Raw genomic sequence first — 22,450 nt, forward strand, 5'->3', positions numbered from 1 at the left:
ATCAGGCGTTGCCGTAGTCCGCGGCTTTCTCTTCGATATGGATCGGCTCCGCGTGTTCCTCACCCGCGTGCTCTGCAAGCGCTTTCTTGGTGCGCTTCTCGATGATGAAGTAGAGCACGACACCGGCAGCCAGGCCCCAGGCTGCGCCGTAGACGGCCAGCACCACACCCATGGTACCAGCGACGCCCATGGCGGTAGCGTTGTCGACCTGTTCAACCGCAACGCTGATGCAGAGGTAACCGGTGATTAGCAGGGTGATGGACAGCGCAATCGGCAACACCGGCTTGAACAGGGTGACCAGCGGCAGCATGAACAGGGCGATAAAGCCGACGATCCAGAATACGCCCGCACCGCTGTAGATGGTGTCCATGGCGCCGCGACCGTAACGGTAGCGCTCGGCAATGGTGGCCATGGCGCCGGTGAACAGCGGACCCGCCAGGCCCGGGTAGGGAGCGAACAGGCTGTGGATCAGGTTACGGATACCGGTGACGATATGGACACGGTCAACGTTGACTTCGATCTTTTCGTCGGGGCGCAGGTGATCAACGCGGTCGAGCAGTGACTGACCGACAATGATGTCACCAAAGGCGATGATGTAGGCGATGATCGCGGTCGGGACCGCCAACCAGAACAGTTCCAGGTCGGGGAAGCCGATGGTCCAGGGCAGGTAGTTCCACATCTCGCCGAAGGCGGGTGAGGAAAGACCGAACTGGACGTCGGGCAGCGGGTATTCGGCGATGACCCAGCCGATCGCCATGGCGATCAGGGTACCGGGCACCATGCCGTAGCTGGAGATGATCTTGGCCCAGCGGTGCTTTTCGATCAGGTCGCGGAACGACAGTGAGAACAGCATGTAGGCGGTGACGGCGAAGCCGATACTCAGCGCGTAGGGGGTAGTGGCCAGGCGACCACCCTCAGAGATTTCGCCGGTAATCGCGGCGATCCCGGCACCCAGCAGAATGCCTGCTTTCATGGAGCTCGGGAACAGGTTGACCAGCTTGGTACCCAGGCGGGTGACGCCGAGGAAGAAGAAGATAAAGGTCACCACCAGTTGCAGCGCCACCAGCGCCTTGATGGCATCGGGGCCGGGTTCGAAGTCACCGATAAACAGCAGCACCACCGGAATTGCCGGGGTGATCCAGCCGGGTACGAAGGGGGTGCCCAGAAGGTTGGGCAGCATAAAGCCGATACCGCAGACCACAACGTACGCCAGGGCAACGTCATAGGGCAGGCCCAGGTATTTTTCCAGCAGCGGGATCATTGCCATGGCGACCACGAACATGATCATCGCCTGGATGGTTTCCGCCATTTCCCAGCGGTAGTGAATAAATGGAAGTCTGATTTTAAACGGCCCGGCAGCCCAATAGGGGTGCTCTTCGCCGTACTTGCGCTCGGTCAGTGCCATGGGTTGTTTTATCCTGTTTTTCCTTAAGTCGCGTTCAGGAACCCACGGCCAACAACGGCGCACAGGTTCCGGTCCTGTGTTGCGCAGCTGTTGTTTTTGTTTTGAGCGAAAGCACGGGGCCCACAGTAGGGGGGAGAGAGGCCGAAGTCGACAGTTGTTCATGCGACTTTGGTGGTGGCTTGTTACCAAAGTATAAGGGGTTGTACCTAGGGGTTTTTGCTTATTTTTTGAGCAGAAAGTGATTCCTAGTCATTTTTTAGCCGGCTATTCAGGGCGTCAGGGCTTTCGAGTTCGATAACGAGGCGGTCTGTTATGGTGGCTGCCGACGCGGGGGCGCAGAGATAAAGCGGCAACTGACAGCCGCGAGCCTGCTCGCCCAGTTGGCGTAACTCGCTGGCCGACAGCGGCGTTTCGGTGACCAGAAACAGTGACGTGAGCGGCTGTGACTGCAGTACCGATGCCAGCGCGTCCAGCGGCAGGTTGCGTCCCAGCCAGTGCGGGCGGCAGGCGGGCACTGCCAGAGTATCGATCAGCGTCCGCAGTTCCAGGTATTCATCGCCGATGACCAGCCAGCCGACACGTGGCGCACCGCTGCTCTTGTGCTGTAGTCGCAACTGGTGCATCAAGGCATCACGCAGCGCACTGAGAGCGAAGCGGTAGCCGGCCTGTTTGAGCGGCCCTTGATGGCGCTGGCCGCGCAGTTCGGCCAGAAGCGGGTGGAGCAGTTTGGTGGCCAGCTGGGCGCCGGGCAGCTCGCGACGCAGGTGGTTCAGTTGCTGCTCCAGTGCTATGGCGTCGAAGTTGGCAATCGCTGTCAGCAGTTGCTGTTGCGATGCGGGCCAGTCCGTGGCCGGCAGTTCTTCGCCGGGCAACTGACCTTTAAGCACCTCCCGGACCCGGCTAACGGGCACTCCACGGGCGATCCAGTCGGCAACCCGATTAAGCTCGGCAATCTGGGCTTCGCTGTACAGTCGGTGTCCTTTACTGGTGCGCGAGGGCACCACCAGGCCGTAACGGCGCTCCCATGCCCGCAGGGTAACCGTGGGGATGCCGGTGCGCCGGGTTACCTCTCGGATCGGATAGCGGGGTTGCTCTATCTCACTGTTGGGCTGGTCAGATGGCATTGTGAAGTCCCAGATTTTCAGGGTGTGGCTGCAGATACCGCTGTTGCTGAACGTAGCGGCTTCCGCGCAAGCGCAGATAATGACGCATCATACGTAGCGGCACTACCAGCGGCAAATGGCCCTGGTGGTAGCCATGAATCCCCTCCAGCAGCTCGTCGCGTTCCCCCTGGCTGAGTTTGCCCTTGAGATAGCCCAGCAAGTGCAACAGGGTGTTGGTGTGCCCGCGGCGGGTGGCAACCTTGGTCAGCACCTGCATGCAGCGACTGATATAGCGCTGACACAGCGCCTCGATCTGTCCGTCATCCGGACGTTGGGCAATCAGCCGCCCGAGTTCGGTACAGGCGCGCGGATCGTGGGCCATCAGCAGGTACTTGCATTGGGAGTGAAAGGCGACCAGCGCCTTGTGGCTCGGTCGGGCGCCAACCTGGTCGCGCCAGGCGCGATAGGTATAGCAGCGGGTGAAAAAATTCTCGCGCAGGCGGGCGTCGTGCAGCCGGCCCTCCTCCTCGATCGGAAGCAACGGCTGGGCTTGGCGCAGAGCGGCGGCGAACAGTCCGGTACCATCATGACTGGCAGGGTAGCCGTTCTCGCGATAGATCTTGACCCGCTCCATCCCGCAGCTGGGGGATTTCTGCGTCAGGATGAAACCATCCAGCTCATCATGCGCACCTCCCCAGCGTTGGCCGAACTCGGTCAGTTGCTCGGTCACATCGAGGCTGGCGTCGTCACTGCCGCGGGCCCGTACGCCGCGGTCGGTCGCCACCAGTCGAATCGGCTGACGAGGGGTACCAAGACCAATGCCGACCTCGGGGCAGACCGGTTTCAACTCCGCGATCGAGTCGAGCAGTCGAAGGCAGAAACCGGCCCGCTTGTGGGCGCCGTTATAGCGTACCTTTTGTCCGGTCAGGCAGGCACTGATGCCGAGGGTGAGGCGCTTGGTGGGGGTTGTTTTGTTTAGGATTGGCATAGGTTTTACCTTATAAAGTGAGACAAGCGAACCGCGCTGTTGGATGATGTATAGCAATTAAAGGGTTTTTGTACAAGTTTTATGTATAGCTTTTTGCGCTGGCACCCGCTGCCGGGCAGCACCACCGGAAGGGGGTGTGTGGGCTCGAGTGGGTAGTGGCCGCTTTAGCTGATTGCGCCCCCTTCGACCGGGGGCGCCGAGGAGAGGTCGGGCGGGTAGTCGGTTGGCGCTGAGCCAACAATTGCGTGGCGGGAGGGATCAGGCGATCAGGCGGCGGAGCAGCTCCTGGGGCGGCATCGGCCGGCCGATCAGGTAACCCTGGACCTTGGGGCAACCGAGCCCTTGCAGGTAGCGAAGCTGGGCGTCCGACTCCACGCCTTCGGCAACCAGATTGAGGCCGAGGCCGCGCGCCATCGCAACGATGGCCGTGACAATAGCGTTGCGCTCATCGGCGGTGGTGATCGCGCTGATAAACGAGCGGTCCACTTTGAGGGTGTCCAGTGGCAGCCGCTGCAGATAGCTGAGGGATGAATAGCCGGTGCCGAAGTCATCGACCGCCACCCGGATTCCCTGTTCCGCCAGGGCGCGCAGCTTGCTTACTGCCTGATCCATATCCTGCATCAGCACGTTTTCGGTGATCTCCAGTTCCAGCTGGTGCGCGGCCACGCCGTGGCGTTCCAGCGTATCCAGTACATAGCGGTTGAAGTCGTTCTGCAGCAGTTCCCGCGCCGACACGTTGACCGCCAGGGTCAGGTCGCGCAAGCCGTGCCGGCTCCAGTCCGCCAGCACGCTGCAGGCATGATCCAGCACCCAGCGGCCCATGGGAGCGATCAGGCCGCTCTCTTCGGACAGTGGGATAAATTCGTCCGGCATCACCAGTCCCTGCTCCGGATGCTGCCAGCGCAGCAGGGCTTCGACGCCAGTCACCTCGCCGCTATCGACAGCCATTTGCGGTTGAAAATGGAGGCAGAGCTGGTCTTCGTCCAGCGCCCGACGCAGGCCGTTTTCCAGGGTGAGGTGGCGGGAGTGCAGGTTTTTCATCGCCGGGTGGTAAAACTGGTAGCTGTTTTTGCCGCGCTTCTTGACCTGATACATGGCGGTGTCAGCGTGGCGGACCAGTTGATCCAGAGTCTCGCCGTCGCGGGGATAGAGAGCGATGCCGATGCTGCAGCTGGTAAACACTTCGACCCCTTCGAGCTCGATCGGCGTTTCCAGCGCCTTGAGGATCTTGTCGGCGCTGGTGGCTGCGTCCTGGTCGTTGCGAATGCCCGGCAGCAGCAGATTGAACTCGTCTCCACCGACGCGGGCGAGGGTGTCGCTTTCTCGCAGACAGCCGCGTACACGCTGGGCGACCGATTGCAGCAGCTGGTCGCCCACCTGGTGACCGAGACTATCGTTGATCACCTTGAACCGGTCGAGGTCCAGATAGAGCACCGCCAGCCCGCCCTGATTGCGGTGGGCCTGGGCGATAGCCTGCTTGAGCCGATCGTGAAACAGGGCGCGATTGGGCAGTCGGGTGAGCAGGTCATGGGATAACTGGAACTGCAGCTGCGCTTCAGCCTGCTTGCGAGCGCTGATGTCACGGGCGACACCGTAGGTGCCGATGAACTGCCGCTGGGGGTGCTGATCTGGGTGGCTGTAGATTCCCATGGCGCTAAGTTCGATCACCACCGCCTCGGCGGCGGCATCATTGGCGGCGCTTGAGGGCAGCAGGCGGCACTCGATTCCATGGCTGGCGCGCAGCCCGGTACGCCGCTCGCTGAACGCAAAGCGGACCGCCTCGCGGTCATCGGGATGCACCAGCTCGCTGTAGTGACGACCGATCAGCTGGTCGGCGGGGTGGCCCAGCAGCGTGGTAACTCGCTCGTTGACGAACACGAAATGACCATCCGTGTCGAGCATGTAGATCACATCGGGGGAGTTGTTGACGAAAAAACGGTGGCGCTGTTCGGAGGCCGTCAGCTGCTGATGTATTTCGGCCATTCGCTGTTCCATCCGCTGGCGCTGCACCAGGGTATCGATGACGGTGAGCAGCTCCTCCGGCACAAAGGGTTTGCGCAGGTGCTGGCTGGCGCCCAGTTCCAGAAAGCGGCGAGCGGTGGCCGGATCGGCGCTGCTACTGATTAGCAGTAACGGAATCTGCGGCAGTATCTTGCGCAGCTGGCGCAGGGCATGCTCGTTGGCGCGGGGGTGTTGCAGATCGACCACCATCAGGTCTGCCGGCTGACGCTGGTGCAGCGCCAGTGCGCTGGCACAGTCGTTGGCGCCAAAGCAGAGGTGCTCGTAGGCCTGCAGCAGGTCGCGCAGGCTTTGGCGCAGGCGTGAATCGTCACTGATTACCACGATGGCGGCGGCGTCTGTCGCGGCCTGTTCTGGATCCTTGTCGGCACTGGCCAGATAGCTGGTGCCGAGCCAGTTGCGCAGGGACATCAAAACTCCTTCTCCGGCTCGGAGGGTGGGCAAGGAAGTAACAATACAAACTGGGCTCCGCCATCCAGCGGATTGCGACAGCTGATGCTGGCGCCCAGCTGGCGGCATAGATCGGCAATGATCTGCAAACCGAGACCTCGACCGGGTTGACCAAGAGCGGGCGGTGCAGTCGCGGTGGGCAGCATGCCCTGTTCCAGCACCCTGTCGGGTAGTCCCGGGCCACTGTCGCGAATACGCAGCTCTGCATGGCGGATGCCGTTGAGATTGACTCCTGCTCGAGTGCGCAGGGTGATCTGGCCCTCGCCGGCCATCGCTTCGCAGGCGTTCTTGAGCAGGTTGGTGACGATCTGGCGTACCGGGTCGGTGGCACAGGCAAAGGGTTGCAGCGTCGGGTCCAGCTGGGTGCTGATCTGGACTCCTCCGCTGCCGCCGTCGAACAGATCGCAAAGCTGGCGAACGGTAGCATTCAGATCCAGAACCTGTTCCGGATCGGTTGAGGTTGAAGCGTCGCTACGGAAATCCTGCAGCAGGGATTCGATCCGCGCCAGCTCGTCACGAATGGTGTTCAGTGGTGTCAGTGGCTGGTCGTTGTTTTCCAAGGTGCGTGACAGAATCTGCAGGTAGTTGCGAGTCACGCTCAGGGGGTTGGCAATCTCGTGAACCAGCTCGGCGGCGCGGCGCTGCTGTTGTGCCTGCAGGTGATCGCGGTGGTGCTGATGGCGCTGCTCTGCAGCACGCAGTTGCCGCATCATCTGGCTGAGGTGCCGGCCTGCATAGTCAGCCCGGGCTTGCTGGTCGGGGCGGGCGAGAGTAGCACTCAGCAGCAGGGCTTCCACCCGGCCCTGGTCGTCTTGCAGCGACAGACACAGGGCGTGAGTGGTGTCGAGCAGACGCAGCAGTTGGCGGTCGATCAGCGCCGGGGTATCGGTCGAGATCCTGAGCGGCCGGGGTTGGCGCAGCGCCGCGGCGAGTTGCGAGTGTGGATGGTCGAGCGGGACCTGCAGCTGCTGCAGCAGATTCGGTGGCCATGACGATGCCGCTGCGATACGGATCTGCCGCGCGTCGGGGTACAGCAGCAGCAAAGGCTCATCCAGCAGCGCTACGGCGTGCCGATGCAGGGCAGACCAGAGGGTGCCGCCACTGGGCGGTGGCATGCCGGGAAGCGCGGCAAACTGTTCGATATGAGCGGCTAGCTGGGAGGGCTGGAAGCTTTGTTGGGCGCGCAGGCTCTGTTGTTCGGCACCGTTCGCCCGGGCGTTGATCTTTCGCTGGAGTGCCCGCGCGGCGGCCTTGTCATATCCCAGCGCGTGAAGCAGTGGCAGCGGGTCGTCATCCGGCCCGAATCCGGGCAGCGCCAGACGGAAAATCGCGGCGGTACGAACGATCAGCGGTGCGGCGAACTGAAGCTGCCGACTCTCCCAGAGCAGGTAGCGCAGCGCGTCTCCAGCCAGACTGGCGGGGGCCAGTTGTTGCAACCAGTCGGCGCTTGCCAGCAGGCCCGGATCCTCGCTGGCGTGGCGCTCCGGGCTGAGCTGAAACACCGATGTGGCGTCGCGGTAACCGGGGCCGAAGCGCTGAGGGTCGTGACCCAGCTGCTGCAGCCAGCCCAGGGGCAGGCAGGCCAGCGTCAGTTGTTGCTCTTGTCGCTCGGCGGCGCTCAGGGTGGCCGTCATCAGCTCGGCTGTTTGCTGAAGTCGCGCCAGGTGCCCCCAGATTCGCTGTAGAGCCGCCAATGAATCGCTGTCGGGCGGGCGGAAAAACTGCCGGCTGGCGCGCTGCCTCAGACGGGTTTGCAGGCCGTCAGTGGCTGGGTACGGCAGCTGGAGCTGAAGTTCGCCCGCGGAGTTGGCGCTGCCGTCGGTCGCCTGTTGCAGCAGATCGGCGCACAGGGCTGGGTCATGCAGCAGGGTCCGATACAGTGATGCGGGGGTTAGGGAAGATGTGACTAATTCCTGGAGCAAGGCCAGAAGCAGGTGGGGGACCGCTGGAAGTTCGCCGGTGGCGAGAAGGGACTTTGTTGTTGGCATGGTGATCCCGTTCTTTGCCGCAGTCTTGCATGGCCTCAGGGATCAGTCAACGCTCTGATTAGGCGTATTTTTATATAAAGCAATTGCTTATAAAGCGTGTGCCGGTCAGGGTAGCAGCCAGCGTAGTGCCATCAGAATAAACAGCAAGTAGGCCACCAGCGAAGAGGGAACGGCGCGGTCCGCCAGCGGGTCGTTACGTTCACGCAGGCGTCCCGCCAACACCAGCGCCGCCGAGACCGCGGCGAGCATCAGAACGATGAACAGGTAGGAATCCCATGAGCGGTGTTCGGGATACCAGCCCAACAGTGCGCTGGCCAGCCCCGCGGTGGCAAACAGCAGCGAGATACGACCAAAAATGCGTAGCAGCGAGGCGGGTAAGGTCACGTTAGGCTCCGGTAGCTGAACGAGGCCTTTATACCATTGCCGGGGTAATGTTGCGAGGCGGGGAGCCGGTAGGCGGTAAACAGAGTACAATAGCGCCTCTTTATCGAGCGGGCGTGGATCCGGTCGGGGTAATTCATCAGGAGCACTGAGTTGTTTGCCGAATATTCTCTTCATGAGCGCCTGCTAAAAGCAGTCAACAAACTGGGTTTTGAGCAGCCTACTGAGGTCCAGCAGCAGGTCATTCCGGCTGCCCTGTCGGGTAAGGACCTGCTTGCCAGCGCAGAAACCGGCAGCGGCAAAACTGCCGCGTACCTGTTGCCGTTGTTGCAGCGCATGGTGGCCCAGGACGCGCCGAATAGCGGTACCCGGGCTCTGATTCTGCTGCCCACGCGCGAGTTGGCGCGTCAAGTGTTGAAGCATTTCAGTGACCTGGCCGGTTTCACCCGGATCAAGGCGGGGCTGATTACCGGCGGTGTTGAGTTCAAGTTTCAGCGCGCAGAGTTGCGTAAAAACCCGGAGGTTGTGATCGCGACACCGGGACGCCTGCTGGAGCACCTGAGTGCCAACAGTCTGGATCTGGCCGATCTGGAGATGCTGGTGCTCGATGAAGCGGATCGCATGCTCGATATGGGTTTTGCCGACGATGTGATGACCATCGCCGACGCCTGCAGCAGTGTTCGTCAGACGCTGCTGCTCTCTGCTACGTTGTCGCCCAAGCGGATGGGGCAGGTGATCGACAAAGTGCTGCGCGATCCGGTGCGACTGCTGCTCAGCGGTGCCCGCGATCAGCATGCCCAGATAGCGCAACAGATCGTGCTCGCCGATGACATCAAACACAAAGAGCGCTTGCTGCGTCGTCTGCTGGAGATTGAGCAGCCTGACAAAGTGGTGGTGTTTTCCAACACCCGAGCCGGTGCCGACAAGGTGGGTAGCCTGCTGCGTTTTCACGGTTACCGCGCCGGCGTGTTGCATGGTGACCTGACCCAGGACGAGCGCAACCGGATCATGCAACTGATGCGTCAGGGGGGGCTGCAGATTCTGGTTGCCACCGATGTGGCCGCGCGGGGGTTGGATATCAAGGGTGTGAACCTGGTCATCAACTTCGATATGGCGCGCAGCGGTGACGAGCATGTTCACCGGGTTGGCCGCACCGGCCGGGCCGGCGAAGAGGGGTTGGCGATCAGCCTGATCAGCGCGCGCGAATGGAATCTGATGGCCAGTGTCGAGCGCTACCTGCGAATCAAGTTTGAACGCCGTGATGTGCCGGGGCTGGAAGGCAAGTACAAGGGGCCGGAAAAGCTCAAGGCTTCCGGCAAAGCGGTACGCAGCGGCAAGCGCAAGAAACCCGATCCGCGTAAAGCCAAACCCGTCGAGAAGGGCAAGCAGCGCCATCGTGATCGCAAGCAGATCGGTAAGCGTCGCACGCCGGCCACGCCGGTGGAGCAGCGTCTTGGTGATGGATTTGCGCCGCTCAAGCGGAAAAAAACGGATGACAGCGAACCCTAGCGATATCTGGCTGTCAATCGCAACATGTAGCAAGTAACGAGCAGCGCCAATGAATAATCCTCATTGTTGTTGTGGTTATGCTTAGCTATGCTGGCTTATTAAGACTCATTGACGAGGTACAGGTCATGTTGACCTTTGAAGACTGTCTGGACTATTGCGAGCTGACGCTGGATGAGATCGACGCGGTGGCTGCGCATGAGCACAGCTGCCGTCTGCAGGCGCTGGCGCTGGCGGGCAGTCTGGTGCAAAGTGATCAGGGGCGTAAGCAGTTGCTGCGTATTTTGGGTGAAACGCTGCTGGAAGCGCGAGTGCACAACGACCTCGCTCGTGAGCGGCAGCTGGAGCAGGTCATTGCGGCGTTTTCCGAGCGCCACAGTCAGCAACGCGCAAGCTAGAGATTCAGTTCAGTCCGGCGTTGTGTCGGGCGAGGGACCTAAAGGTCCGAAAAAAAGGGCGGCCAAGTGGCCGCCCTTGTTATGTTCCGCTTATGATCAGGTCAGGTTGTAGCCGGACTCTTCGTGTTCGGAAGTATCCAAACCCTGAATCTCGACCTCTTCGGTGACCCGCAGACCCACCAGTGCCCCAACCAGTTTGAGGATGATCCAGGTGACCACCGCCGTGTAAGCGAAAGTGGCGACGATGCCAACCAGCTGTACGTAGACCTGGCCGCCCATGGTTTCAATACCATCGGCAAAGCCGAAGCCGCTGAACACGCCCAGACTGGTGCTGGAGAACACCCCGGCCATCAGGGTACCCAGAATGCCGCCAACGCCGTGCACTGGCATGACGTCCAAGGAGTCGTCGATCTTGAGGGTGCGCTTGATGTATTGGGTGGCAAAAAAGCAGATCCCCCCCGCCAGGATGCCGATCACCAGTGCTCCGCCGGGACCGACAAAACCGGAAGCCGGGGTAATGGTGCCAAGGCCTGCGACCATGCCGGTAATCGCGCCGAGCAGGCTCGGTTTGCCGAATTTGGCCCATTCGATGAACGACCAGACCAGCACCCCGGCGGCGGCGGAGATGTGGGTCACCAGCATCGCCATGGCCGCATCGCCGTTGGCAGCCAGGGCGCTACCGCCGTTGAAACCGTACCAGCCCACCCAGAGCATGCCGGCACCGGCGGCCGACATGGTCAGGTTGTGCGGCGGCATGGCGGTGGTGGGGAAGCCCTTGCGTGGACCGAGAACGATGGCCGCTACCAGCGCGGCCACACCGGCGGTAATGTGCACCACGGTGCCGCCGGCAAAGTCGTACAGGCCCATCTGGCCCAGCCAGCCGCCGCCCCACACCCAGTGGGTTACCGGCGCATAGACCAGCACCAGCCAGATGCAGCTGAACAGCAGCATGGCGCTGAACTTCATCCGTTCCGCAAAGCCACCGATAACCAGCGCCGGGGTGATGATGGCGAAGGTCATCTGGAACAGCATAAACAGCGGCTCGGGAATATCACCGGCCAACGTGTCCTTGCCGATACCGGCCATCATCACCTTGCTGAAGTCGCCGATCCAGGCGTTGCCCTCACCAAAGGCCAGGCTGTAGCCGAAGATCAGCCAGATGATTGAAGCGGCGCCGGCGATGGCGAAGCATTGCATCAGCACCGAAAGCACGTTCTTGGAACGCACCAGGCCACCGTAGAAAAACGCCAGACCCGGCAGGGTCATGAACAGCACCAGCGCGGTGGAGGTTAGAATCCAGGCGGTGTTGGCACCGTTAAGTTCGTCGGCGCTCGCCAGGCCCGGCAGCATGGCCAAGCCGATCAGTACGAGTTTTTTCAGCATCGTCGGGTTCCGGTAGTCGTTGATTTAAGCAGTTACAGGGCGTCGTCGCCGGTCTCGCCGGTTCGGATTCGCAGGGCGTTTTCCAGCGCGCGCACAAAAATTTTGCCATCGCCGATCTTGCCGGTGTTGGCGCTTTTGACGATCGCCTCAAGGGCGGCATCGAGCTGCGAATCGGCCACCGCCGCTTCTATTTTGACCTTGGGTAGAAAGTCCACCACGTACTCTGCTCCGCGATAGAGTTCGGTATGGCCCTTCTGGCGGCCGAAGCCTTTAACCTCGGTGACCGTGACGCCGTTGACGCCCACTTCAGACAGTGCTTCACGCACGTCGTCGAGTTTGAATGGTTTAACGATGGCGGTAATCAGTTTCACGCGCATTCACTCCTTTAGTGCAGAGCGGGCGAACATCCCCGGTTCTGTTAATGAATGAGCGATGCAAGAGCAGTTTTCGTGCCATATTTTGGTGCCATTAAAAAACAAATGGTTATGTCTGTTCTGGGCGCTATTGGGGCGCTTTAGTGCAAATCGGTGGTGCGTCGGCTTGATAAGGCGCACCAAAAAGATGCGTGCGGTCCTGATTAGTGCGCGCGCATGCGGTCTTGTGGATAACCCCGCGGCGGCTAAGTTGAAGCGGGAAGCCGGAGGTGCCGAGTGGTTGACATAACGCAACGGTCGCCACCATGCTTGCACTACAACCATCACAGGATTATCGCAATGGATCAGGACACCCAAACCCGCCTTGAAGCGGCCGCGTTTCGCGGTCTGGTCGCCCACCTGCAAAAACGCACCGACGTACAGAATATCGATCTGATGAACCTTGCCGGTTTTTGTCGCAACTGTTTGTCCAAGTGGTATCTGGCCGCCGCTAAAGCGGAGGGCGTCGCAATGGATTACGACCAGGCGCTGGAGCGTATTTATGGCATGAGCTACGCCGACTGGAAGGCCAATTATCAGGGTAAGGCCAGTGCCGAACAGCTGGAGACCTTTGAAGCCACCAAACCCTTGCACGCCGAGATCAGTGGCCACAACTGAACCGTCTGGGCCGTCGCTGCGGCCGCAGGCGCAACCTCCGCTATCGCACGCGCATCACCCTCTGACACGTGGGTTGCTGACCGGTCTCGGCTTGTTGTGCGTGGTGTTGGGCGTTATCGGTATTGTGTTGCCCTTGCTGCCAACCACGCCGTTCCTGTTGCTGGCGGCGGCCTGCTTTGCCCGTTCTTCACCCCGTTTTCATGCCTGGTTGCTGGGGCATCGCTGGTTCGGTCCGCCAATCCGTGACTGGCAAGAGCAGCGGGCAATTCGGCCAAGGGTCAAGTGGCGGGCAACGGTGCTGGTGTTGGCTACGTTTTCGGTGTCGTTGCTGTTGATCCAGCAGTTGTGGGTCAAAGGGTTGTTGTTGCTGATGATGACAGCACTGCTGCTGTTCATCTGGCGTACCAGCGATGGTGACTATTAACCCACCGGGTTAGTAGCTGCGCCGACGGGCGTGCAGGCCCTGCAGCACGCCGCTGGCGATAATGGTGGCGCATCCCGCGAGCTGCAGCAGGTTGAGTGTTTCGCCGAATAATACCCAGCCAAACGTCACCACGGCGATCGGTTCCAGGTAGGCCAGGGTGCCGAAGGTCGCGGCCGGGAGCTGTTGCAGCGCACTGACGGCAAACAGAATTCCCAGGAATCCCGGGAAAAGCCCCGCAGCCAGCAGCCAGCCCCACTGTTCGATGGCAACGGATTCACCGGCCCTGAGCACAAAGGGCAGCATCACCAGCGCACCGAACAGTAGCTGATAGAAGGTTTTGCTGTAGCCGTCAGTGCTCGCCGGCAGGGTGCGGTTGACCAGCATGAAGGCGGCATAGCACAGGGTTGAGGCCGCGCCGAACAGCAGTCCGGTGGTTGCGTGACTGCCGCCACCAAGGCTGACGCTGAACTCCATCATCATGGCGAACCCCAGCAGAGCCAGAGCGATAAGGGTGCTGCTCTGCCAGGTAAGCCGCTCATTCAGCCACAGGTGAGCCCCCACGGCGGCGACTACCGGCGCCAGATAGATCATCATGATGGCGTTGGCCATGGTGGTGTAATTCATCGCCTGCACGTAACAGAGGATAAAACCGGCCAGCAGCGCGCCGTTGAGAGCCAGCTTGACGCTGGGGCGCTGGCGCAGCAGGTAGAGACGGCCGCTGGCCTGCAACCAGCCGAGCATCAGCAGGGCGCCAAGAAACAGCCGGTAGAAGGTGACGGTTTCCGCCGCCAGCCCGGTCACCCGGGAGACGATGCCGATGGTAGCCATCAGCACCGCCGACGCGACCGCCATCAGTAGATAGGGGGTGAGTATCGGGGGTTCGAGTGTTGTCGTGGTCGTTGTCATGACCCGCTAACCGCGACTGACAAGGTACACGCCTGCGCCGGCCATGATGCCGCCGGCTCCACGATTCAGTCCGCGCATGGCCCGTTCGGAGCGGAACCAGCGTCGTGCCCGCGAGGCGGTCAGCGCGATCAGCATCAGCCCCGCCATCAGGGCAACCAGAGTCAGCAGTGATGCCAGCGCAATGTCTGCCGCTGACAGCGTGCTCAGATCCATAAAGGTGGGGAGAAAGGCGATATAGAACAATATCACCTTGGGATTGGAGGCGGAGATCAGAAAGCCCTGAATGAAGCTCAAACCCAGGCCGCTGCGATCGGTGGCATGGGGCGCGTTATCGGCGCTGATCGGCGTGGTCCAGAGCTTCCAGCCGAGATAGATCAGGTAGGCCGCCCCGGCCCAGCGGATCAGGGTAAAAAGCTCGCCCCAGTTGGTGGCGATGGCCGCCAGACCAAAACAGGCCATGATCAGATAGCCGATATCGCTGACTACCATCCCCAGCGCCAACAGGGTGCAGGGTGCCGCGCCTTGTGCCAGAGCGCGGGCCAGAATCGCAAACACGCCGGGGCCCGGGGTCACCCCGAAGATAAAGATGGCGATAAAAAAAGTCAGGGCGCTTTCAACGGTCATGGCGGCTTCCTCGCGACAGAGGAGCGATGCTATCAGAGAGGGACCATCGCCGAACAGTGATAAAGATGATCGCAGAACCGCGATATGGCCCCCCAGGCCGGACTCGAACCAGTGACCCGATGATCAGATCGAACCCTTAGCCCCCGGAAGCTGCTGTTCGACGTGGACGTAGGGTCGCGGGAGGGTGCCCCAGTGTAGTTGTGTGGCCATGAGTTGCCGTTTGAGCCGCCTTTGGCGTACCTGTTCAAGCATTTTCTCTACGGCGGCGATCAGCAGTAGCTATGAATCTGCAGCTCTGCTTTTGGCTGCGATGGGCAGGACAATCTCGAACATGGAGCCTTGGCCCGGTTCGCTGCTAACGCGAATCTCACCTCCGTGGCGCTCAACGATTTGATGAGAAATGTAAAGTCCCAATCCAGTGCCGGATCCTACCGGCTTGGTCGTAAAGAACGGTTCGAACAGTTGATTGATCTGCTTTGGATCGATACCGCAGCCGCTATCTTCAACTTCGATTGTTACCGAATCTGCGGTCCGGTGAGTACCGACACGGATAGTGCCTTGCCTGTCTATTGCATCAGCCGCGTTAACCAGCAGGTTGACCAGAACCTGCCCAATTTGCCCGGCATCGCACTTGATGACCCCTGCGTTACCGTATTCGCGCTTCACAGTAGCTTTATATTTAATCTGGTTCCAAGCCACGTTGATGGCGCTTTCGATGCATTTTTCGATATCAACAGCACCGATCTTTCCCTCTCCCGCACGCGAGAAATCTTTCAGGTCAGAAACGATTCTACAGACTCGTTGGCAGCCGTCCTGGGTCTCCTTGATCAGATCGGCAAGATCGGCTTCTAGATAATCCGCATCAATCTCTCGCTCTAATTGACTGATCTGGCTTTTACCATCATCCCCAAGCTGTTGCTTTAGCTCTTGATAAGCCTGCAGCAGCTTAAGCAGGTCCTTGCTGTACTGCTTAAAACTGTTGACGTTGGAGCTTATAAAGCCCATCGGGTTATTGATTTCGTGGGCGATGCCTGCTGCCAATTGCCCGATAGATGACATCTTTTCAGTTTGCACCAGATACTGTTGGGTCTTTTCCAGTTCACTGAGTGCCTCAGTCAGCGCAGCGCATTGCTCTGTAAGTTGCTTCGACTGTTCTACGTAATGGGTTTGGTCGTTCAAAATGACAAGTTTGCCGTTGAATTTGCCGCTAATATCCAGCAACTCTCGCATTTTCACTCCAAAACAGAGGTGCTTGCCATCGCGCTCGACTTCGAGCAGACCCTCTTCATCTACCAGCTTTTTAAACTGGGCAAGCGGGGGAATGGCCTCCAGGCGACGTTCGTTGGTCTGGCCAAACTGCCCTGTGCCGGGGATCTGTTTGCCATTGAATAGGATACCTGCCGCCAGATTGGCATAGCGAGCCCGGCCCTCCGGATTGAAAACAATAACTCCTTCGCTGATGGTTTCGAGCATGGTCAGGAAGTCGCTTTTGCGGTTCGTGATGTCCCGGTTGGCACTCTGGAGCTCGGCCACCAGTGAGGGCTCGGAGTATTGGTTCCATTCGTTGAGGAAGGCTAACTCAAAGCGGTCGAACAGCCGATCGGTATAGAGTAGCCAGCTCCTGTGTTGGTCTGGGCGCTCAATTTTTTCTGCCAGCAGGTCTTGGTACGTTTGCCGGTAGTATTTGAACAGACCCAGAAACATGGAGAGGTTGATGCCTCGTTCGCGATGTTTGCGGGCCTCTTCTACACCGAACGCCGCAACAGGATCGTCACAGTAAACCTCGTCGGGATGAAGCTCCGGGACTTTATCGTAGATCGCAGCGGCCTGGGAGAACGCGGTACTGATCCCGTGAATCGAGAGTCGCCAAGCCTCCACGAGGGTCGATGTATAGCGGCAGTAATCCTGTCGCTTCGCATAGTCGAGGACGCGCTCCATTAACCAGTCCTCATGGTTAAGGTAGAACGCCGCCAGATGCGTGAACTCGCTCTCTACTGGAATCTTTGAAGTAGGCTTGATGGCCTGTTCTGGTGTAGTCATTCCGCGCATTCCTCGCGAATGCTTGTTCGGGGACTGGTCTGCTTATATAACGATGTCTGAATATTTAGTTCAAGGCTGGCGTGGCTAAAAATCAATTACTGAAAGAAAGCCTTGTTGTGATCCGCCGGTGACTGCCTGAGATCAAGCCGCTGAAGAAGGCTCTTGAGCGCGCTGGGTATCTGGCCGCCAGCCCACAGGCAGCGATGCCAATAGTCCCGTGGTCACTCGGACGGAGAACGGGTGTGAAGCAGAAAGCAGGATTCTGGAAGTTCAGATTAGATTCATCGTGTTAGGTGATTCTGAACACGTCTGAACAAGAGAGAAAAACTAGCAGATGGCTCCCCGAACTGGACTCGAACCAGTGACCCAATGATTAACAGTCATTTGCTCTACCAACTGAGCTATCGGGGACCGATATGGCTGCGGTTGTCTGGCGATTGGCTCCCCGAACTGGACTCGAACCAGTGACCCAATGATTAACAGTCATTTGCTCTACCAACTGAGCTATCGGGGAATCGCCTTAACCGTGGGCGCGAATAATAAAGAGCTTTTTTGAGGGGGTCAAGGCGTTGCGGTTATGGATTCCGTTCGGTTGCGTCTTGTTCTATGCGCGCAGGTCATTTCTGCGTTTGCAGGCAGGGTAAAGTGCTGGGTTGGAGGGGGCTGGCGATGCGCGGCTGAAGATTGCAGGCTGAGGTACGAAGGTCGATGGCGCCAACGTATACCCCCTTTGCCGGTCGCTGCCTACCCCAGAAGTCGCTGGCAAGGGTGGGGGACAGTTCCGGTCGCCATAACGCTTCCTCTGCGAGCCCTGCCAGGTTGGCATCGTTAATGGCGGGTAGTTGCCTGCGTGTACCGCTGTGACCCAATCCCAACGGGCTTTCCGCTAACCACCGGCCGCTGGCCTCAAGGCGCTGTTGCAGCCAGGCGATAAAGCCCTGGCTGAAAACTGAGGGGTATTTGGCCGGATAGTCGGAGATGCGGTGGGAGAGTCGCGCTGCTGCCACATCAAAGCGTGCATACAGGTTCCAGCTATTGATGACGTTGTCGCTGGCTTTGATGCGGCCTCCCTTGCGCGCCTCGATCACACCATCGATCAGGTTGCGACGAATCACAGCGCTGCTGGGTGACAGCTGCACGTCGACACCCCGGGTCAGCAGCAGAGTGTTGTGTTCGATCAGAGATGCCGATGCCCGTTTCAGGTAGATGCCTGCGTCAGAACAGTTCAGCACTACGTTGTTGCGAATAACGCCGTTGCGGTGTTCGTAACTGCAATCCTGCTGTTCACAATACGGCGGGGCGGTGCCGCCGCCACCGAGCGACAGCCCGATACGCCAGCCGCCCTGATGCTGGTCGGCGCAGATAACCAGATTGCGTTCGATCAGGCCGTTGCGTGAATTGCCCTTGAGAAACACCCCATAGGCGATCTGATCTTGCCGCCGCCCGCCGAAATCACGCAGGGTGTTGGCGCGAATGACCCAGTCTCGACCACCAACGATATCGATGGGGCTCACCGGGGCGCTGGTCTCTCGTGGAGCCCGGTTGTAGATCAGGTTGCCCTCGATCACCCCCCGGTCCGGAAACGCTCCCAGCTTGCCGTTGGCCTTGATATGGCTGTGAAAGTCGATCAGTTGGTTGTTGCGGATCATGATGTCATCGGCGTTCTCGGACAGGTGGAAGGCGTGTTCGGTAGTTGCCGTGCCGCGGATGACCAGATCTTCAAACTGCCAGTGAGGATGGTAAATGGAGAAGGTTTCCTGGCGCCGGGCCTGGATAATCGCCTGATGTGGTGGTCGCGCGACCAGGCGGATCGGCGCCGCTGCGGTGCCGCCGTGGTGCGATTCGAAGCGCTGCAGCGGATAGATACCCGGCCTTAGCACCACTTCATCGCCGGCGCGGGCGCTGGCAAGCGCCTGATGCAGGGATGCGGGCGTGCTGACCGTGATTACCGCGGCGTTCGCCACTGGGCTGCCGGCTGCCAGCAGTAACGCCAACAGCTGTTGCAACGGTCGCAGGTATGGGAACGGGATAGTCGGCATGGGCGGATAGTGGCGGACTCTTTCAAGGCAGTAAAGCAGCGTTCGGGTCCGTTTTCCCTTTGGCTGTGGCTATAATGGCTCCTTTTCGACGGAGGCTGGTGTGAGTAAAGAGCGGGTACAAGTGATCAGCCGCAACGGCGAACCGGAGTATGCGGTGCTCCCTTATGCGGATTATCTTGAACTGCTGCGCCGTGCCGAGGGGCGTGAAGCGCCGCTGGCGGTGGCGCCAGTGCCTGAGCGCGCGCCGGAGCCGGCCATAACATCCGCCAGGGCTGGGGTCGAAAAAGCCGTTGCCGATACGCCCTTTGATCCGGCCGAGTTGGTGCGGCTGCGCAAGCGTGCGGGCATGAATCAGAGCCAGTTGGCCAAGGCGTCCAAGCTGGGGATGATGAACCTGATCCAGATCGAAACCGGCCAGCGTCAGCCCACTGCCTCCATGCGCGCTGATCTGGCGCGGGCACTGCGAGTCGAGTCGCTCTGATGGCGGAACAGCCCCATCTGTTACTGATCGACGCTCTCAACCTGATCCGGCGTATTCACGCGGCGGTGCCGGGGGAGGGTGACGAGGCGCTGGAGGGGGCGCTGAACTCCTCCGCCCACGCCGTAGGGCGGCTGCTCAGTCGCTTTCAGCCCAGTCATGGGGTTTGTGCTTTTGATGGCTGGCAGAAAAGCTGGCGTCATCTGGCGTATCCCGATTACAAGGCCGGCCGCAAGCCGATGCCGGATAAGCTCAAAACCGGCATGGAACGCTTTCATGAGCTGTTCCGCTACAAGGGGCTGACCAGCCTCACCTATGCCAATCTTGAAGCCGACGATATTGTCTGCACCCTGGCGGCCAAAACCCTGGCCGCCGGCGGGCGGGTCACGGTGGTATCCACCGACAAGGGCTTTGCCCAGTTGCTGGCACTCGGCAACGACAATCTGCTGCTGTGGGACCACTTTGCCCGGTTGGCGATCGATGCCGACTTTGTCCGTCACCGCTTTGGGGTCGAACCGGCTCAGCTCTGTGATTACCTCGCCCTGACCGGCGACAGCACCAATCACATCCGCGGTGTCGATGGCATCGGTGCCAAAACCGCGGCGCAGCTGCTCGGTGACTACGCTGATCTGGAGGGGGTGTTTGCCCATCTGGAGGAGCTGAAACCGGGCCAACGCAACAAGCTCGAGGGGCAGTGGCATCACGTGGAGCTGGCGCGGCGGTTGGTTAAACTGCGCACCGATCTGGAGCTGGACTGCAAGCTGAGCGATTTCAGAGTGGGAGCGGAGATGGCCGAACCCAGCGTTCGGGGTGGCGCGCCTGCGTTGCGCTAGTGTCTCCCGGGGGCTATTGGCTCCGCCCGCGCAACTCCTCCAGCAGATCGTCCCGATCGTTGCGACGCAGGGGCCCGGTGCGCAGCAACTGGTCAGCGATCCACAGGCGGTAGTGATAGCGCTGATCAGCCGCAACTGGCTGGCGGTTGGCGTCGGAATAATCCCAGTCCAATCGGTACTGCCCTGCAGGCAGGCGCGCATTGACCAGCAGCCCCAGAAGCTGTTGCTGTTGGTTGTAGATCTCCGCGCGAACCGGCGCCGTTGAATCCAGACTGAACCAGATGGAAGCCTTGCGATGGTAGCGCTGCAGGAGTGACTCCCGGGGCAGTTCGATCAGCTGTTGGATAATCTCTTCCGGGGTGGCGCCGGCAAACCGGCGCTCTAGAAAACGCTTGATCAGTACCTGGTCGGTGGCGGCGATGTTCGGTAATTCCGTCAGCAGGTGCTGCAAGTGCCTTTGCAGGTTGGGGAATGATCCGCTATCGCTGACTCTGCTGATGTGGCGCAACTGCTCTCTCAGGCCGAGCACGGCGCGCTCGGTCCGGCTTTGCCAGGCATACTCTTCGGTAATAAAGCCGCCAAGACTGTTGTCCAGTGCCAGGTAGCGGTCGCCGCCGATCTTCAGGGCGGTCTCGCGCTGGATCTCAGCAAAGTTGTTACGGTCAACGCTCAGCTCGATCAGGGTGCCGACGGCAGCTTCTTGCACTTTCTGCACCGGCTGCAGCCAGTCAGGCAGGCTGAAACCGAACTTGACGTAGGCGAGAGGTAACGCCAAACCTATGATGATACCGAGTAGCAGATTGCTGCCGGACTGTTGTTCGGGCATGGCGGGCCCTCATCGGTGGGAGCCATAAGTATAGCGGTCGCGGTTGCGATGCCAGCCGGTGCAGTTATCCGACTACCGGGCTATGAGCGCTTTAGATGGGACGCGATTGCAACGATCGCCAGCACCAACGTGCCTGCCACCATTCCAGCGAGCCCGTCCAGCAGCACCGGCACCACCAGCGGCAGCAGGGCTATCCCTTCGACGGCGTGCAGTGCCGCCTCCAGCCAATGATGGGCAAAGGGCAGACCGTGCACCAGGATGCTGCCGCCCACCAGAAACATCGCCGCGGTGCCGACGATGGAGAGCAGCTTCATCAGTCCCGGCGCCGCGCGTAATAGTGCCGCCCCCAGGCTGCGCTTGAGTCCGGGTTGGTCGCCGGCGCTTTCCAGCAGGTAGAGGCCGGCATCATCCAGCTTGACGATGGCGGCCACCAGTCCGTAAACGCCGACGGTAAACAGTACCCCCAGGCCGCAGACAATCAGCAACTGATTGAGCAGCGGCGCGTCCTGAATTGAACCGAGGGCGATGATGATGATCTCGGCAGAGAGGATAAAGTCGGTGCGGATCGCGCCCTTGATCTTTTGCTGTTCCAGGTTGACCAGATCCACGTGGGGATCGCGGACGGCCTGCAGCTGTTGCTGGCGGCGTGCTTGCGTATCGTGCAAGAACTTGTGGGCCAGTTTTTCCGCCCCTTCAAAGCAGAGATAGAGCCCGCCGATCATCAGCAGCAAAGTCACCGCCCAGGGCGCAACGGCGCTGATCAGCATCGCCGCCGGAATCAGGATCAGCTTGTTCTTGAACGAGCCCTTGGCCACCGCCCACACTACCGGCAGTTCGCGCTCGGCGCGGACCCCGGAGACCTGCTCGGCACTCAGTGCCAGATCGTCACCCAGCACCCCGGCGGTTTTCTTGGCGGCCACTTTGGAGAGCACGGCGATATCGTCCAGCAGGGTGGCGATATCGTCGATCAGGGCGAGCAGGTTGGCGCCGGCCATGGCGAAGTCCTTATCAATGACGGATCAGGTTGCTATCGTCTGGCCTGGCGCCGGTGGCGTCAATAGTTGCCGCGGCGGGCCGGTTAAATCCTCAGCGCCATAGCCGCTGCAGCTTGCCGCCAAAGCGCAGCATGGTGCGCAGCGCCGGGCCATCGAGGCGGCGCAGCTGACGAATCCAGCCGGCGGTATCGGCGAGAAAGTCGCGGGTGGCGCTCATTCTCAGGCGGGTAGCGATGGGTGTCTGGCCGTCGTGCTCGGCCTCCTGAACGCAAGCTGCCAGCGCGTCCAGTGCCGGCTGTAGCGACTTCTGTTGGTGCTCCTCCATCATCACAAACACCAGCTCCCAGATATCGGCGTGGGCCGAGTACTGTTTGTCACTGCCGTCAGGGCTGCGCGAGGGCGTGATCAGGCGCCAGCCGCTGAGGGTGTCGATATGGCGCGCAACCTTGTCGTGTTCCAGCGCCAGTGCCGCAGCGATCTGCGCCACCGACAGTGCTTCCGGGGCCAGATAGAGCAGGGCATGGACCTGCGACAGTTGGCGTTCGCCACCCCAGCGGGCGCCTAGGTCACTCCATTGATCAATAAACCGTCGCATGGCGGGGGTGAGTTGCATCGGGCGTTTCTCATGAGGGG

21 protein-coding genes and 2 tRNA genes are annotated in these 22,450 nt (G+C 60.5%); 6 read left to right on the forward strand and 17 right to left on the reverse strand.

The window, feature by feature from the left end; genetic code table 11:
• Position 1: 1 nt before the first annotated feature.
• The 6 genes from JJQ76_RS07200 to JJQ76_RS07225 form a co-directional block, all read right to left on the reverse strand.
• On the reverse strand, positions 2 to 1,405 hold the full coding sequence (locus JJQ76_RS07200) for a solute carrier family 23 protein (protein WP_210396099.1): 1,404 nt from the start codon (positions 1,403 to 1,405) through the stop codon (positions 2 to 4).
• 245 nt (positions 1,406 to 1,650) lie between these two features.
• A complete protein-coding gene (locus tag JJQ76_RS07205; RefSeq protein ID WP_210396100.1) occupies positions 1,651 to 2,529 on the reverse strand; it encodes a MerR family transcriptional regulator in 879 nt (292 codons plus the stop codon).
• The gene (locus JJQ76_RS07210; protein ID WP_210396101.1) at positions 2,519 to 3,496 is read right to left on the reverse strand and encodes a YbgA family protein; all 978 of its coding nucleotides are present in this window, start codon (positions 3,494 to 3,496) and stop codon (positions 2,519 to 2,521) included. Before JJQ76_RS07210 ends, JJQ76_RS07205 begins: the two co-directional genes overlap by 11 nt.
• A 258-nt stretch (positions 3,497 to 3,754) precedes the next feature.
• Entirely contained in the window at positions 3,755 to 5,926 is a 2,172-nt protein-coding gene (locus JJQ76_RS07215) for a putative bifunctional diguanylate cyclase/phosphodiesterase (protein WP_210396102.1), read from the reverse strand.
• Complete coding sequence (locus JJQ76_RS07220) at positions 5,926 to 7,953, reverse strand: sensor histidine kinase (protein WP_210396103.1); 2,028 nt, start codon at positions 7,951 to 7,953, stop codon at positions 5,926 to 5,928. The genes JJQ76_RS07215 and JJQ76_RS07220 overlap by 1 nt, the downstream gene beginning before the upstream one ends.
• 105 nt (positions 7,954 to 8,058) lie before the next feature.
• Entirely contained in the window at positions 8,059 to 8,337 is a 279-nt protein-coding gene (locus JJQ76_RS07225; RefSeq protein ID WP_210396104.1) for a hypothetical protein, read from the reverse strand.
• A 150-nt stretch (positions 8,338 to 8,487) separates the two neighbouring features.
• On the opposite strand from JJQ76_RS07225, the gene JJQ76_RS07230 reads away from it, so the two are divergent.
• Both JJQ76_RS07230 and JJQ76_RS07235 read left to right on the forward strand, forming a co-directional pair.
• The gene (locus JJQ76_RS07230; RefSeq protein ID WP_210396105.1) at positions 8,488 to 9,843 is read left to right on the forward strand and encodes a DEAD/DEAH box helicase; all 1,356 of its coding nucleotides are present in this window, start codon (positions 8,488 to 8,490) and stop codon (positions 9,841 to 9,843) included.
• A 125-nt stretch (positions 9,844 to 9,968) separates the two neighbouring features.
• Positions 9,969 to 10,238 (forward strand): hypothetical protein, encoded by a 270-nt coding sequence (locus JJQ76_RS07235; protein ID WP_210396106.1) that lies wholly within the window; start codon positions 9,969 to 9,971, stop codon positions 10,236 to 10,238.
• A gap of 96 nt (positions 10,239 to 10,334) precedes the next feature.
• On the opposite strand, the gene JJQ76_RS07240 is transcribed toward JJQ76_RS07235, so the two are convergent.
• On the reverse strand, positions 10,335 to 11,621 hold the full coding sequence (locus tag JJQ76_RS07240) for an ammonium transporter (protein WP_246480460.1): 1,287 nt from the start codon (positions 11,619 to 11,621) through the stop codon (positions 10,335 to 10,337).
• 32 nt (positions 11,622 to 11,653) lie between these two features.
• A complete protein-coding gene (locus tag JJQ76_RS07245; protein WP_210396107.1) occupies positions 11,654 to 11,992 on the reverse strand; it encodes a P-II family nitrogen regulator in 339 nt (112 codons plus the stop codon).
• A gap of 342 nt (positions 11,993 to 12,334) precedes the next feature.
• Here JJQ76_RS07245 and JJQ76_RS07250 point away from each other — a divergent pair, with 342 nt between their 5' ends.
• Entirely contained in the window at positions 12,335 to 12,652 is a 318-nt protein-coding gene (locus JJQ76_RS07250; protein ID WP_210396108.1) for a DUF1244 domain-containing protein, read from the forward strand.
• Entirely contained in the window at positions 12,639 to 13,076 is a 438-nt protein-coding gene (locus tag JJQ76_RS07255; RefSeq protein WP_343232491.1) for a YbaN family protein, read from the forward strand. The genes JJQ76_RS07250 and JJQ76_RS07255 overlap by 14 nt, the downstream gene beginning before the upstream one ends.
• A 9-nt stretch (positions 13,077 to 13,085) precedes the next feature.
• Here the strand turns inward: JJQ76_RS07255 and JJQ76_RS07260 are convergent, their stop codons facing one another.
• From JJQ76_RS07260 to JJQ76_RS07285, 6 genes are all read right to left on the reverse strand, one after another.
• Positions 13,086 to 13,982 (reverse strand): DMT family transporter, encoded by an 897-nt coding sequence (locus JJQ76_RS07260; RefSeq protein WP_210396109.1) that lies wholly within the window; start codon positions 13,980 to 13,982, stop codon positions 13,086 to 13,088.
• A gap of 6 nt (positions 13,983 to 13,988) precedes the next feature.
• Positions 13,989 to 14,606, reverse strand: a complete 618-nt coding sequence (locus JJQ76_RS07265) for a LysE family translocator (protein ID WP_210396110.1) — start codon at positions 14,604 to 14,606, stop codon at positions 13,989 to 13,991.
• A gap of 279 nt (positions 14,607 to 14,885) precedes the next feature.
• On the reverse strand, positions 14,886 to 16,646 hold the full coding sequence (locus JJQ76_RS07270) for a sensor histidine kinase (RefSeq protein WP_210396111.1): 1,761 nt from the start codon (positions 16,644 to 16,646) through the stop codon (positions 14,886 to 14,888).
• 335 nt (positions 16,647 to 16,981) lie between these two features.
• Positions 16,982 to 17,057: transfer RNA gene (locus tag JJQ76_RS07275), tRNA-Asn, on the reverse strand.
• Positions 17,058 to 17,084: 27 nt separating this feature from the next.
• Positions 17,085 to 17,160: transfer RNA gene (locus tag JJQ76_RS07280), tRNA-Asn, on the reverse strand.
• Positions 17,161 to 17,263: 103 nt separating this feature from the next.
• Entirely contained in the window at positions 17,264 to 18,685 is a 1,422-nt protein-coding gene (locus JJQ76_RS07285; protein WP_210396112.1) for a NosD domain-containing protein, read from the reverse strand.
• 100 nt (positions 18,686 to 18,785) lie between these two features.
• On the opposite strand from JJQ76_RS07285, the gene JJQ76_RS18215 reads away from it, so the two are divergent.
• Together JJQ76_RS18215 and xni are read left to right on the forward strand one after the other, a co-directional pair.
• Positions 18,786 to 19,166: a helix-turn-helix domain-containing protein gene (locus JJQ76_RS18215; protein WP_210396113.1), complete on the forward strand. Its 381-nt coding sequence runs from the start codon at positions 18,786 to 18,788 to the stop codon at positions 19,164 to 19,166.
• The gene (gene xni, locus JJQ76_RS07295) at positions 19,166 to 19,996 is read left to right on the forward strand and encodes a flap endonuclease Xni (RefSeq protein WP_210396114.1); all 831 of its coding nucleotides are present in this window, start codon (positions 19,166 to 19,168) and stop codon (positions 19,994 to 19,996) included. The genes JJQ76_RS18215 and xni overlap by 1 nt, the downstream gene beginning before the upstream one ends.
• Before the next feature lie 13 nt (positions 19,997 to 20,009).
• On the opposite strand, the gene JJQ76_RS07300 is transcribed toward xni, so the two are convergent.
• The 3 genes from JJQ76_RS07300 to JJQ76_RS07310 form a co-directional block, all read right to left on the reverse strand.
• Positions 20,010 to 20,822, reverse strand: a complete 813-nt coding sequence (locus tag JJQ76_RS07300; RefSeq protein ID WP_210396115.1) for a hypothetical protein — start codon at positions 20,820 to 20,822, stop codon at positions 20,010 to 20,012.
• Between the two features lie 80 nt (positions 20,823 to 20,902).
• Complete coding sequence (locus tag JJQ76_RS07305; protein ID WP_210396116.1) at positions 20,903 to 21,817, reverse strand: DUF808 domain-containing protein; 915 nt, start codon at positions 21,815 to 21,817, stop codon at positions 20,903 to 20,905.
• Positions 21,818 to 21,908: 91 nt separating this feature from the next.
• Positions 21,909 to 22,430: a GbsR/MarR family transcriptional regulator gene (locus tag JJQ76_RS07310; RefSeq protein ID WP_210396117.1), complete on the reverse strand. Its 522-nt coding sequence runs from the start codon at positions 22,428 to 22,430 to the stop codon at positions 21,909 to 21,911.
• Positions 22,431 to 22,450 lie beyond the last annotated feature (20 nt).

This window comes from Motiliproteus sediminis, assembly GCF_017912535.1.
Taxonomy (GTDB): Bacteria; Pseudomonadota; Gammaproteobacteria; order Pseudomonadales; family Balneatricaceae; genus Motiliproteus; species Motiliproteus sediminis.